Below are 12,626 nucleotides of genomic sequence, written 5' to 3'. Positions count from 1 at the left end.
TGATTACATTAAAGTCTGAACTAAAGTTAAAGCAAATTGCCCGTGAACACGAAGTTCGCGGGCAAAATATCCTGCTTGAAACGGATGGATGCGGCGGCCGGGAGAAGGACCGCTATTTCAGATTGAGCGCGGCCTTGATCGTCGCGTCGCTTTCGGTCTGCTGCACGACGACGCCCTGCCAGCCGAGGCCGTCGTAATCCTCGTCGCAGACGGTGCGCGCGAAGGCGACGATCGAGCGTTATTGTCGCAATCGCTGTCTTTTGCCCGGATTTACCGGTCCTGCTTGAGGATTTGCCGATGACAACGCCGCCTCTTCAGACGCGCAAAGCATGCCGTAAAACTTTGAACTCCTGCCGATTTAAGGATTATGCAGCAGGATTTTCTTTCGCTACGATGGCGGCGTCACCTGTTGCGTTCCCGAGTCGAACGCGTCTCCCCGTTCGTTCAAGTCAGCATTAGAGCCAGGATCATGCACTCGGTTCTCAGAAACCCGATGAGAGGCATTGCGCTGAAAGTCTCGTCGGTCGTGGTCTTCCTGGCCATGCAGACCTGCATCAAGCTGGCCGGGCCGGATATTCCGCCGGGTCAGGTCACCTTCTGCAGGTCCTTCTTCGCGCTCTTCCCGATCATGGCCTATCTCGCCTATATCGGACAGCTGCGCCCCGCCTTCCACACCGCCAATCCGGTCGGCCACCTGAAGCGCGGCACGATCGGCATCCTGTCGATGGCTTTCGGTTTTTACGGCCTCCTGCACCTGCCGCTGCCGGAGGCGATTGCGCTCGGCTACGCATTGCCGCTCGTCGCCGTGATCTTTGCCGCGGTTTTTCTCGGCGAGACCGTGCGCATCTATCGCTGGAGTGCCGTTCTGGTCGGAATGGCCGGCGTTGCCATCATCTCCTGGCCAAAGCTCACCCTGTTTCGCGACGGCGGCATGGAAACCGAACAGGCCGTCGGCGCGCTGTGCGTGCTGTTTTCGGCGGTTCTCGGCGGCATGGCGATGATCCAGGTGCGTCGGCTCGTCGAGGAGGAGAAGACGGCGACGATCGTGCTGTATTTTTCGCTCACCGCATCGGTCTTCTCGCTGGCTTCGCTGCCTTTCGGCTGGCTCGTCCTGCCATGGCCGTCGGCGCTTTATCTGATCGCTGCCGGCTTTTGCGGTGGCGTCGCGCAGATCCTGCTGACCGAAAGTTACCGCCATGCCGACGTCTCCACCATCGCCCCGTTCGAATATACGTCGATCCTGCTTGGCGGCATCGTCGGCTACTTCGTCTTCGGCGACGTGCCGAGCATCACCATGCTGGTCGGCACCGTCATCGTCGTTGCGGCCGGTATCTTCATCATCTATCGCGAGCATCAGCTGGGTATCGAACAGCGCGAGGCGCGCAAGGCGACGACGCCGCAGGCCTGAGGTCCAAGGCAGGAATGGTCAATTCTTAGGATGGCGTCGACCTCAGGAATATGATTGTTGAACATGAGAAACTATCATTTATTCAACGCTGTGCACGGCTGACGGGCCGTTGCCACCGCGGCTTTCGATATTACTGCTCCGAACGCTGGCCTGCGAGCGGAGGTGGAGAAAAGCGTAATGGCATTCACGGCGGAGCAATTGGCGGGGAACTGCTCCTTTCTGACGAGTATCCGCTTTCTGGCCGGCCAGACGCGCGGCATGTTCGACGCCGGCCCGCGTCTGGCACGATTGCTCGCCTCCCACCAGCGCTGGCTGCTGACCCAGACGGCCTATGCCCTCCACCTGGAATATGATCCGCGCGAGCCGACCTCGGGTTTTACCGCCGTTCGGCTGACTGGCCGCATCACCGCCCACAAGGTGGCCAGCCGCAACACCGTGCTCGCCTTCATCGAAGAACTCTATACCTACCGCTTCATCACCCATACGCCCGGCGACGAGCGGCGCCGGCCACGCCATTTCGAGCCCGCCAATGTCAGCCACCAGGCGATGTTTGCCTGGATTCACGCCAATCTCGCCGCGCTCGACCTGCTCGACGGCGGTGAACGGGCGGCTGTTTTCCAGGCAAATCCATCATTGATGAGGCTCGTTCAGCCGCGCGTTGCCCGCCACTGCCTGGAAGATGCCGCCTGGCGGGAGCCGCCGGCGCAGGTGGCGTTGTTTCTCTGGACCGAAGCTGGCGGCCTCGTCGTCGACAACTTCATCGCCAGGATGGATCCGGAAGACACCGGGGCGGGCAAGTTTCTCGTCGGCCGCGTCGAAACCCGCGCGCTTGCCGCCGATTTCATGATGTCGCGCACGCACCTGCAACGGCTCCTGGCAAAGGCGGCGCAGCGCGGCTGCGTCGGCTGGCATGATGAGCCGCGCAAGACGCATCTTTGGATATCGCGGCATTTCGTCGAGGAATATTGCGCCTGGCAGGCGGTCAAGTTCGCCTATGTCGACGAAGCCTTCGAATGGGCGAAGGCCCGGATCGACGCGCTGGCGGTGTGATTACAGGATGATCGCTGCTGAGCCCGGGGCGGCATTGGCCGGCTTTACCGACAGCTCGCGCTCATACTCGCGCGCGGCGCAGACCGCGGCGCGGATATGCTCGAAGGTTTCGATGTTGCGCAGAAGCGATAGCAGGATCGTTGGCATGGTGGGTGACTCTAACATGTAAAGGCAGCAAATTCAGAGCGCTACAGTGTCATCTGAGCATCTGGAAAGACTTGGCAGCGCTGTAGCGCCTGCCGCTCAATATTGCTGGAAGTCCGAGAAAATGGCGTTCGGGCGCGCCGTGCGGCTGTTGATGCCGGTTCCGCGGGCGATCATCTGTTCGTTCGTGGCGAAGCCGAAGCGGCTGTAGCCATGTGTGGAGCGAAGCTGGTCGCCGGCAAGGCGAAGGGTTTCAAACCCGGAATGGATAGGACGAAATCTCTTGTTCATGGCCTTGGTTCCTGTGATTCCTCCCAAGACACAGGCTTATATTGCAGTGCAACATAGATTCTACAATGCATGCTGGCGCGATGCAGCTATGCGAAAAATGCATGGCGCGCTTCATAAATTATTCAACTTCGGCTAATTTCTGAGCAGAGAGAGGGATTTGAGTTTTGCCTGAAAGGCGAGAAGATCGTTCCAGGCCAGCCTCTTGTTGACGGGTGCGGTTAACAGATCCTGGGGGTGCAGGCTGGCGATGGCCGGAATGGCGCGATCGGCGATGACGATATCCTTCCAACGGCCGCGCAGGCCGTGAATCGTATCGTTTTCCCCGAGGAAGAACCGTGCCGCGAAATTGCCGAGCAGCAGGATCGCCTGCGGTTCGGCGAGCGCGATCTGGCGCTCGATGAAGGGCCGGCAGATGTCGATCTCGGCCGCCGACGCCGCCCGGTTGCCGGGCGGACGCCAGGGAATGACCTGTGTCAGCAGAACGCTCGAGCGGCTGAGCCCGATCGCCGCCAGCATCTTGTCGAACAACTGGCCGGATTTTCCCGAGAAGGGCAGGCCTTCCCGATCGTCTTCGGCGCTCGGCGCCGAGCCGATCACCATGATGCCGCTTTCGGCGTCGCCGCTGGCAAAGATGGTCGAGCGGGCGCTGTGTTTGAGATTGCAGCCGTTGAAGGCTTCGATCGCGGTCTTGAGCTCTGCCAGCGATCGCGCCGCTTCGGCGACGAAGCGCGCCTGCTGCACCGCCTCGCCGTCGGGAATCGCCGGTTGCGGGCCGGAGACCGGGGCCGGACGCGCTGCTGCCGTCGGGCGCGGCAATGTCTGGCGTTCTCCGCTGTTTGGGCGCTCTCCGACCGCGGGACGTTCCTGCTGCGCCGACGCCGGACGGCGCGCCGCCTTCATCGCCTCGAACTCGGCGAAACGGTCGACCGCCTCTTCCTCCAGCAGCCACTCCACGCCGGCATCCGCATGGAAATGCAGAAGCGCTGCCAGCTCGGCGGGGGAAAGGTCGTTGGCGGAGATCATGCGGCAAGCTTAACGGAGAGAAATGGGCATTGAAAGGGCGGGCGGCACATTGGCCGCTCCTGCCGGCTTTATTGCACAGTCCATTGCGCGATGTCGTCGCGCTCGCCGATCAGCGCCAGGCCATGGGCGATCGACAGCAGTTCGCCGCCGCTTTCGATCCGGTCGCGCTCGAAGCGCTCGGTGAAGATGCGGCGCACGGCCGGCACGAAGGAGGTGCCGCCGGTGAGGAACACCTTGTCGATCTCGGCAGCCTTCGTCTCGGTCTTGTCGAGCACCTCGTCGAGCGCGCCTTCGATGCGGGCGAGATCCTCGGCGATCCAGCCTTCGAAATCGCTGCGCTTGATGCTGCGGTGTCCGCCGCGGCCAAGCGGCGCAAAATCGAAGGGCGCCTCCTCGGCGGCCGAGAGTGCCATCTTCGTCGCCGAGACCGCCTGGTAGAGCGGATAACCCTCGTCATGGTCGATGAGATCGATGAAGATCTCCAGCTTTTCCGGCTCCAGGCTGGTGCGCACCAGCTTCTTCAGATCCTCGAATTCGCGCGTGGTCTTGAAGATCGACAGCTGGTTCCAGCGGCCGAAGCTGGAATAGTAGTTGGACGGCACTTCGAGAACCTTGTCGAAGCTCTTGAAATGGCTGCCCTTGCCGATCAGCGGCGCCACGATGTTGTCGATCATCCGGTAGTCGAAATGGTCGCCGGCGACGCCGACGCCGGAATGGCCGATCGGCGTGGCCGTCAGCCTGCCGGCGACGGTCTCGAAGCGGATCAGCGAATAGTCGGTGGTGCCGCCGCCGAAATCGGCGACCAGCACGGTCGCATCCTGCTTCAGGTTCTGCGCGAAGTAGAAGGCGGCGGCGACCGGCTCGTAGACATAGTGGATTTCGGGAAAACCGAAGCGCGACAGCGCCTCGTTGTAGCGTTCGGTCGCCAGATCAGGATCGGGGCTGGCGCCGGCGAAATGCACCGGACGGCCGGTGACGATGCGGCTGACGTCCGAAGGCCAGCTGTCGCCGGCATAGTTGCGCAGGCGCCGCACGAAGATCTCCATCAGATCTTCGAAATTATGGCGCTTGGCAAAGATCAGCGTGCCCTGGAACAGCGCGCTTGCGGCAAAGGTCTTGATCGACTGCAGAAAGCGGCACTCGCCGGGATTGTCGATGAACTGGCGGATCGCCGCATGGCCCGCCTCCACCTTCAGCGCCGAGGCGCCGAGCTGGGCATCCTTCATGAAGGAAAGCGCCGTGCGCATGCTGTCGGCCGTTCCCGCCGTGCTCGTGAACGCCATCGAGCGCGTTGCCCCGCCATCCACCATGGCGAGAACCGTATTCGTCGTGCCGAAGTCGAAACCCAGCGCCTGAGCCATGCCCGCACCTCTTCATGCCGATTGTTATTGGAGACGGAGCGTTGCTCCGCGAAGGGCGAAAGGACGCCCGGATTCAGGAGGGCGGGTGATGCCACAGAGGCGTGACACATTCAAGAGGATCGAAAGTTGATGTGATCGAAGGCGCACGTGTTCTCCCTGGGGAAGAAATGCCCGGGGAAGAAGACGTGCGCCGCAAGGGCTGGCGACACCGAAGTCAGAGGGCCGTCATCATTCGGCAGCCATTGCCCTGGCCTCCTGCAACTCCGGCTCCTCGACGTTTTTTCCGCCGATCAGCCGGCCGAGGAAGTTTCCGAAGCGGTCCATCTCGACGAAGATGACAGGAGTGATGAACAGCGTCAGCAACTGCGAGACGACGAGACCGCCGACAACCGCGATGCCGAGCGGCTGGCGCAGCTCGGAGCTTGCGCCGGTGCCAAGCGCGATCGGCAGGGCGCCGAGCAGGGCGCAGAAGGTCGTCATCATGATCGGCCGGAAGCGGCGCACGCAAGCCTCGTGGATCGCCGCCGTCGCCTGTTCGCCGGTTGTGCGCATGGTCTCCACCGCCACGTCGATCATCATGATCGCGTTCTTCTTGACGATGCCGATCAGCATCAGCAGGCCGATGAGGGCGATGATCGACAGATCGAATCCCATGATCTTCAAGGCCAGCAGCGCGCCGAAGGCCGCCGCCGGCAGGCCGGAGAGAATGGTCAGCGGATGGATGAAGCTTTCATAGAGCACGCCGAGCACGACATAGATGGTCAAGACGGCCGCCAGGATCAGGTAGGGCGTATTGCCCTGCGACTGCTGGAAGATTTCCGCCGTGCCGCCATAGGAGGTGAAGACGTCGGCCGGCAGGCTGATCTCCTTCTTGATCTGGTCGATCGCCGCCGTCGCGTCGCTAAGCGAGACGCCCTCCGGCAGGTTGAAGGAGACGGTGGTCGAGACGAGCTGGCCCGTCTGATTGATGGTGACCGGGCCGGTGGTGCGCTCGACATGCGCGAAGTTCGAAAGCGGCACCAGGCTGCCATTCGACGAGGCGACACGGATTTCCGCCAGTTTCTGGTCGTCCCAGGGTTTGCTCGTATCGTATTCGACGATGACGTCGTAGCTGTCGCCGGTCGACTGGATCTCCGCCGCCGTATATCCGCTGAAGGATTCCTGCAGCGTCGTGCGCAGCGTATCATTGTCGATCCCAAAGGCGGCCGCCCGCTCGGTATCGATGACGATATTGGCCTGCAGGGCGTTGTTCTGGGCGTCCGAGGTGACGTCGGTGAACAGCCGGTCCTTGCGCATCGCCGCCTGGATCTTGCCGGCCCAGAGGTTGGTCTGGTCGGCGCTCAGCGCCTGGATGACCAGCTGATACTGGCTGGCGGTCTGGCGGCCACCGAACCGCAGGCTCTGGTTCGGCGTCACGAAGGCCTGCAATCCGGGGATCGTGTTGATCGCCGTGCGCAGCTCGCGCAGCGTCTGGTCGAGCGGCGGACGCTCCTTCTTGTCCTTCAGCTCGACGAACATCGAGCCGTTGTTCTGCGGTTTGTTCGGGTTGCCGCCGATCGTCGACATCACGTGGTTGACCGCCGGGTTCGCCTTGACGGCGGCTGCCGCCTGCTGCTGCAGCGCCTCCATGGCCGAGTAGGAAATATCCTGGCGGGCCTGGGTGCTGATCGTCAGGCGGCCGATGTCTTCCTGCGGGAAGAAGCTCGTCGGCAGCGTCATGAAGAAGTAGATCGTCAGCGCCACCGAGCCGAGGAACACGCCGAGGATCGTCACGCGATGGCGCAGGCACCAGCCGACCGCTCGGTCGTAGCCGCTGAGCGTCCGCTCGAACCCGGCATCGAAGAGGCGGATCAGGAGCGGCGGCCGGCTGTGATTGTTGGAGAGGCGCGAGCCGAGCATCGGCGTCACGGTCAGCGAGACGATGGCCGACGAGATGATGGCGATGGCGACCACCATGCCGAATTCGTTGAACACGCGGCCGACGACGCCGCCCATCAGCAGGATCGGGATAAAGACGGCGATCAGGGAAACCGACATGGAAATGATGGTATAGCTGACTTCGCCCGCTCCCTTGATCGCCGCTTCGCGCACCGGCATGCCTTCCTCGACATGGCGCAGGATGTTTTCCAGCATGACGATCGCGTCGTCGACCACCAGCCCCACCGCGAGCGTCAGCCCGAGCAGCGAGATATTGTCGATGCTGTAGCCGAGCACATACATCATGCCGAAGGTCGAAATCAGGGACAGTGGAACGGCAAGCCCCGGAATGATCGTCGCCGTCGCATGGCCGGTGAAGAGATAGATGACCAGGACGACGAGGCCGATCGTCAGGAACAGCGTGAATTTCACGTCGGCGATGGCCGCACGGATGGGTTTTGCGGCGTCGTTCATGACGACAGTCGTGACCGACGCCGGGATTTCGGCGTGAAGCTGCGGCAGCTTGGCATTGATGGCGTCGACGACGTCGACCGTATTGGCATCCGGCTGGCGCTGAATGGCGAGGATGATGCCGCGCTGCCCGTCATACCAGCTGCCGGTATACTGGTTCTCGACGCCGTCCTGCACATCGGCGACATCACCGAGATGGATCGGCGCGCCGTTCGGATTGGCAATCACCAGCGAGCGGAATTGTTCGGCATTGGTGCGCTGCGTATTCGCCGTGATGGTCATGCTCTGCGCATTGTTCTGCAGCGTGCCCACAGGCTGCTGGCTGTTGGCGGCAGAAAGCGCCTTATTGACGGTGTCGATGCCGATGCCGCGGGTGAGCAACTTGTTGGGATCGACCTCGACGCGCACCGCATAGGTCTGTGCTCCGAAGACGCTGACTTGGGCAACGCCCGGGAGTGTCGACAGCGACGGCGAGATGATGTCTTCGGCGATCTCGTCGAGCTTGCTGCGCGGCATGGTGTTGCTCTGCACCGAGAGCAGCATGACCGGCGCATCGGCCGGGTTGGTCTTGCGGTAGCTCGGCGGTGTCGTCAGATTGTCGGGCAGTTGCCGGGTGGCGTGCGAGATTGCCGCCTGCACGTCGGCCGCGGCCGCGTCGATATCACGGTTGAGGTCGAACTGCAGCACGATGCTGGTGCTGCCGAGCGAGCTTGAGGCGCTGATCTCGCTGATGCCGGGAATGGTCTCGAACTGCTTGATCAGCGGCGTGGCGACCGATGTCGCCATTGTCTGCGGCGAGGCGCCGCTCAGCTGTGCCGAAACGTTGATCGTCGGAAAATCGACCTGCGGCAGGGCCGCGACCGGCACGAGCCGGTAACCGGCAAGGCCGGCCAGAATGACGCCGATGGCAAGCAGCGTCGTGGCGACGGGGCGCTGGATGCAGAAATTCGGGATCATTGCTGCGCTCCCACCGTGATCGTCTCGGACTGCTGCGGCTGCCGAGGCGCGTCGGCGGAGGCGACATTGAGCGCCTTTTCGTCGAACTCTTCGTGGATCGCCTGCTGATCGCTGAGCTGGCCCTGGCCCTCGACGACGACATGGTCGCCTTCGGAAAGGCCCGATTCGATGGCGGTGAAGCCGCCATTGGCGCGGGCGACGGTGACCGGCGTCAGATGCGATTTTCCGTCCTTGGCGATGAAGGCGAAGAAGCCGTCCGGGCCGGGGCTGACGGCAACCGTCGGCACCACCACCTGCTGTTCCTTGCTGTTGAAATGCACGACGATATTGACCGACTGGCCGGGCCAGAGCGCGCCGGAGGCATTCTCGAATTTCGCCTTGGCGAGGATCGTGCCGGAGGCGGTGTCGACCGTGTTGTCGTAGAAGCTGATCTCGCCCTTGCGGACCTGCCCCTTGGTGGAATTGGGCGCCGTGCTGACCTCGACCGGTCCGGCTGCGAGTGCCTTCTTCAGCTCGCGCAGATAACGTTCCTGCAAGTGGAATTTCACATAGATCGGATCGTACTTGGCGATGGTGACGATGGCCGCGCCGGCATTGAGGAAGGCGCCCTTGCTGACGGCGATATCGCCGAGCCGGCCGTCGAAGGGCGCGCGGATATCGGTATGCTCGAGCAGGATCTGATCGGAGGCAAGTGTTGACTTATCCGCATCGACCGTCGCTGCGGCAGTGTCGCGGGCGGCTCTCGCCTGATCGAGGCTCTGCTGGGTGCCGGCCTTCTGGTCGAACAGATCCTGGGCGCGCACCAGCGCGGTCTCGGCCTCTGAAAGCGTCGCCGTGTCGCGCACGATCATCGCATTGTCCTTGTCGACGGCGGCCTTGGCCGTCCGGTCGTCGAGCTTGGCGATCAGGTCGCCGGCCTTGACGGTCGCCCCGTCCTGCGCCGCGATGCTGACGATCAGCCCCTGTTCCTGGGCGGCGATGGTGGTGTTGTCATCGGCGTCAGCCCAGCCGGACGCCGTCACATCCATCGGCAGCGTCGTTTTGACGGCTGCGACTGTTTTGACGACGGTCGGGCCGCCACCGCCGCGTCTGCGCCCGCCGCCCTGATGCTGTCCGCCGTCCTGGGCCTGGTCGGCCTGCCCCTGCTGGCCGCCGCCATTGCCGCCGGCCGGCTGCCGGATCAGCTCCGACAGGTAGGGAATATGCGAGGCATAGGGGATCAGATTGCCGAATTGCCAGAGGCCGACGGCGGCAACGGCGATAATACTGACGGTGATCCAAAATTTCTTCATGGGGCAGAACCGGGTTGAGCAAGGGTTGCGAATTTTATGCTCCGATTGAGCCGCTTATATTGCGGCGCAAAAAAGACATAATTCCCCGGCCGCGATCACTAAGTGGTTATAACGGCTTAAAATTTTGTAATGAATATTCCGTAATACTCAAACTACACTAATATAATAGGAGTGCGTTTGACGCGGCTCCGTGGCGGCACTGCCGGCGGTCCGCGGCGCAGGCTGATGCCGTTCCCGAAGGCGGATCGCTGCACGCGAAGAACGGCGGAAAAACAGAGGAGGCAGGTCGTCATGACTGAGTTGGACGCCAGCGAATTTCGCTCTCTCATCATAAGCGTGTTTCCCCAACTGACGGCCTCCGTCTTCAAGCTGGCGGCGAAGGGCTGGGATTCGATGGCGGTCGACGTCGACGACACGCTGATCTTCAAGTTTCCCCGCCATCTCGGCGCCGAACGGGCGCTGGTGAGGGAAGCGGCCCTGCTCGACATCATCAGGCCGTCGCTGTCGATTGCGGTTCCCGACATGCGCATTCACGACGGCCCGCCGATCTTCTCCAGCCACGCCAAGCTGGAGGGCGAACACCTCATTGCCGAAGATTACGATGCGCTCGGGGAGGGCGACCGCCAGCGTCTGGCGGATGATCTCGCGCGTTTTTACGCCGAGCTGCATGCGCTCGACGCCGACCGCCTGCGCGCGGCCGGCGCAACGGCGATTCAGCCGTGGCAATCGCCGGACGTGGTACGAAAGAAGGCTTTGCCGCTGCTGCCGGCTGACATCCAGCGCTTTGCCGAGGTCGTCGTTTCGGATTTCGAATTCCTGCCGCCGGATCCCTACGGCAAGGTCTACGGCTTTTTCGACGGCCACGGATGGAACATGGCCTTCGACTTTCGGCAGGGCAGGCTCAACGGCCTTTACGATTTTGCCGATTCCGGTTTCGGGCCGTTGCACCAGGAGTTCGTCTATTCGAACTTCATCTCGCCTGATCTGACCGCGCGCATCATCTCGGCCTATGAAATCCTGACCGGCCGCCGGCTCGACCGGCGGCGCATCACGATCATGACCGGCTTCCACCGGCTTTCCGAACTCGCCGAATTTGCCGACGATCCGGGGAATGTCGAGCAGATGATCCGCAGCGCGACGAGCTGGGCTGCTCAGGCGGCCCGCGCCTGAGCAGCCTCTAGAGACTAGACGGATCGCGCCGCGCCGCCGTCGCAGCGGATGAGCGAGCCGGTGATGTAGCTTGCCGGCTGGCTGCAGAGGAAGGCGGCCGTTGCGGCAAACTCCTCCACCCGGCCGTAGCGGCCGACGGGAATGCGCGCCTCCTTGTCGGCGCGGATCTCCTCGAGGCTTTTGCCGGTGCGCTTTGCTGCGGCGCCATCGAGATCGTCGAGCCGCGCCGTCAGAATGCTGCCCGGCAGAAGCAGGTTGGTGGTGATGCCGAAGCTCGCCACCTCGGCGGCAAGCGTCTTGCTCCAGCCGGCAAGCGCCGGGCGCAACGTATTCGACAGCGCCAGGTTGGCGATCGGTTCGATCACGCCCGATGAGGCGACCGTCAGGATGCGGCCCCAGCCCTGCGCCTTCATATCAGGCAGCAGTGCATTGGTGAGGGTGATCACGCGGGCGACCATGGAGAGGAAGTAGGTTTCGAGCTTTTCGGCCGTCATCTCCTCGGTCGTGCCGGGCGTCGGACCGCCGGTATTGTTGACGAGGATATCGAGGCCGCCGAATTTGTCCTTCACGGCCGTCCTCGCCGTCTCGACGAAGCGCTCGTCTGCGAGGTCGGCCCAGATCCAGTCAGCCCGGCCATTGCCTTCGCTGTTGATTGCCTTGCAATTGGCCTCGAGCTGCTCGCCGCTGCGCCCGCAGAGCAGCACGTTTGCGCCCTCCCGCGCCAGCGCCACGCCAATGCCGAGGCCGAGCCCGCGTGAGGAGGCGAGAACGAGTGCCCTTTTGCCCTTGATGCCGAGATCCATGATATCCTCCAATGTCTTCGAGCGATGTATAAGGCGCAGGCCACGAAAAAGGAAAGGGAGGACGGTAACCCGATCGGGGTTTCTTAATTGACGTTAACGTAAGCGTTATTGTAAATCTTGGATCGGCTGAATATCATTGTGCGAATTGAGGATTGGCTGTCGCATCCCGGCTCGACAATGCTTCGTCGTTTTGACAAGACAGGGACCATGGGATGATGGCCACAGGTGGCCAAGCGGAGACGAGTGAATGAGCGAGACGACTGAGCTGCCCGAGCGCGAGAGCATGGAATTCGACGTTGTGATCGTCGGAGCAGGCCCTGCCGGGCTTGCGGCGGCGATCCGGCTGAAGCAGGTCAATCCGGAACTGTCGGTCGTCGTGCTGGAGAAGGGGGCCGAGGTTGGCGCCCATATCCTCTCGGGTGCCGTCGTCGATCCCATCGGCATCGACCGGCTGCTGCCCGGCTGGCGCGATGAGGCCGATCATCCCTTCAAGACGCAAGTCACCGCGGACCATTTCCTGCTGCTCGGCCCGGCCGGCTCGATCCGCCTGCCGAATTTCATGATGCCGCCGCTGATGAACAATCACGGCAACTACATCGTCTCGCTCGGCAATGTCTGTCGCTGGCTGGCCGGCAAGGCCGAAGAACTCGGCGTCGAGATCTATCCGGGCTTTGCCGCAACCGAGGTGCTCTACGACGACAAGGGCGCGGTGATCGGGGTTGCCACCGGCGACATGGGC

General features: G+C 62.7%; 11 protein-coding genes and 1 pseudogene. 4 read left to right on the top strand and 8 right to left on the bottom strand.

Features of this window, described 5'->3' with window-relative positions; genetic code table 11:
* Positions 1-112 precede the first annotated feature (112 nt).
* A pseudogene (locus CO671_RS31655) lies at positions 113-235 on the bottom strand (chemotaxis protein); the annotation flags it as partial.
* 234 nt (positions 236-469) lie between these two features.
* Here CO671_RS31655 and CO671_RS31650 point away from each other — a divergent pair.
* Positions 470-1,408: a DMT family transporter gene (locus tag CO671_RS31650; protein WP_097609045.1), complete on the top strand. Its 939-nt coding sequence runs from the start codon at positions 470-472 to the stop codon at positions 1,406-1,408.
* Between the two features lie 177 nt (positions 1,409-1,585).
* Positions 1,586-2,458 (top strand): hypothetical protein, encoded by an 873-nt coding sequence (locus CO671_RS31645; RefSeq protein WP_097609044.1) that lies wholly within the window; start codon positions 1,586-1,588, stop codon positions 2,456-2,458.
* Here the strand turns inward: CO671_RS31645 and CO671_RS33945 are convergent, their stop codons facing one another.
* The 6 genes from CO671_RS33945 to CO671_RS31620 form a co-directional block, all read right to left on the bottom strand.
* Entirely contained in the window at positions 2,459-2,605 is a 147-nt protein-coding gene (locus CO671_RS33945; RefSeq protein ID WP_170965079.1) for a hypothetical protein, read from the bottom strand.
* Positions 2,606-2,701: 96 nt separating this feature from the next.
* Positions 2,702-2,893: a hypothetical protein gene (locus CO671_RS31640; protein WP_010035016.1), complete on the bottom strand. Its 192-nt coding sequence runs from the start codon at positions 2,891-2,893 to the stop codon at positions 2,702-2,704.
* A gap of 132 nt (positions 2,894-3,025) precedes the next feature.
* Entirely contained in the window at positions 3,026-3,916 is an 891-nt protein-coding gene (locus CO671_RS31635) for a uracil-DNA glycosylase (protein ID WP_097609043.1), read from the bottom strand.
* Positions 3,917-3,984: 68 nt separating this feature from the next.
* Positions 3,985-5,277 (bottom strand): Hsp70 family protein, encoded by a 1,293-nt coding sequence (locus tag CO671_RS31630; protein ID WP_097609042.1) that lies wholly within the window; start codon positions 5,275-5,277, stop codon positions 3,985-3,987.
* 228 nt (positions 5,278-5,505) lie between these two features.
* Positions 5,506-8,622: an efflux RND transporter permease subunit gene (locus CO671_RS31625; RefSeq protein ID WP_097609041.1), complete on the bottom strand. Its 3,117-nt coding sequence runs from the start codon at positions 8,620-8,622 to the stop codon at positions 5,506-5,508.
* Entirely contained in the window at positions 8,619-9,914 is a 1,296-nt protein-coding gene (locus tag CO671_RS31620) for an efflux RND transporter periplasmic adaptor subunit (protein ID WP_097609040.1), read from the bottom strand. Before CO671_RS31620 ends, CO671_RS31625 begins: the two co-directional genes overlap by 4 nt.
* Before the next feature lie 291 nt (positions 9,915-10,205).
* Here CO671_RS31620 and CO671_RS31615 point away from each other — a divergent pair, with 291 nt between their 5' ends.
* On the top strand, positions 10,206-11,084 hold the full coding sequence (locus CO671_RS31615) for an aminoglycoside phosphotransferase family protein (protein WP_097609039.1): 879 nt from the start codon (positions 10,206-10,208) through the stop codon (positions 11,082-11,084).
* Between the two features lie 14 nt (positions 11,085-11,098).
* On the opposite strand, the gene CO671_RS31610 is transcribed toward CO671_RS31615, so the two are convergent.
* On the bottom strand, positions 11,099-11,887 hold the full coding sequence (locus CO671_RS31610; protein ID WP_097609038.1) for an SDR family oxidoreductase: 789 nt from the start codon (positions 11,885-11,887) through the stop codon (positions 11,099-11,101).
* A gap of 247 nt (positions 11,888-12,134) precedes the next feature.
* Between CO671_RS31610 and CO671_RS31605 the strand changes: the two genes are divergently transcribed.
* A partial coding sequence (locus CO671_RS31605) for an NAD(P)/FAD-dependent oxidoreductase (protein ID WP_141514506.1) occupies positions 12,135-12,626 on the top strand: 492 nt, incomplete at its 3' end.

Source organism: Rhizobium sp. M10 (genome assembly GCF_002531955.1).
Lineage (GTDB): Bacteria > Pseudomonadota > Alphaproteobacteria > Rhizobiales > Rhizobiaceae > Rhizobium > Rhizobium etli_C.
The sequence above is the reverse complement of the archived record's forward strand: the minus strand, read 5'-3'. Positions and strand labels throughout refer to the sequence as shown.

Excerpts from the sequence above, each read along its gene's own strand:
- CO671_RS31650 (WP_097609045.1), top strand. The coding sequence starts at position 470 with ATGCACTCGGTTCTCAGAAACCCGATGAGAGGCATTGCGCTGAAAGTC.
- CO671_RS31645 (WP_097609044.1), top strand. The coding sequence starts at position 1,586 with ATGGCATTCACGGCGGAGCAATTGGCGGGGAACTGCTCCTTTCTGACG.
- CO671_RS33945 (WP_170965079.1), bottom strand. The coding sequence starts at position 2,605 with ATGCCAACGATCCTGCTATCGCTTCTGCGCAACATCGAAACCTTCGAG.
- CO671_RS31640 (WP_010035016.1), bottom strand. The coding sequence starts at position 2,893 with ATGAACAAGAGATTTCGTCCTATCCATTCCGGGTTTGAAACCCTTCGC.
- CO671_RS31635 (WP_097609043.1), bottom strand. The coding sequence starts at position 3,916 with ATGATCTCCGCCAACGACCTTTCCCCCGCCGAGCTGGCAGCGCTTCTG.
- CO671_RS31630 (WP_097609042.1), bottom strand. The coding sequence starts at position 5,277 with ATGGCTCAGGCGCTGGGTTTCGACTTCGGCACGACGAATACGGTTCTC.
- CO671_RS31625 (WP_097609041.1), bottom strand. The coding sequence starts at position 8,622 with ATGATCCCGAATTTCTGCATCCAGCGCCCCGTCGCCACGACGCTGCTT.
- CO671_RS31620 (WP_097609040.1), bottom strand. The coding sequence starts at position 9,914 with ATGAAGAAATTTTGGATCACCGTCAGTATTATCGCCGTTGCCGCCGTC.
- CO671_RS31615 (WP_097609039.1), top strand. The coding sequence starts at position 10,206 with ATGACTGAGTTGGACGCCAGCGAATTTCGCTCTCTCATCATAAGCGTG.
- CO671_RS31610 (WP_097609038.1), bottom strand. The coding sequence starts at position 11,887 with ATGGATCTCGGCATCAAGGGCAAAAGGGCACTCGTTCTCGCCTCCTCA.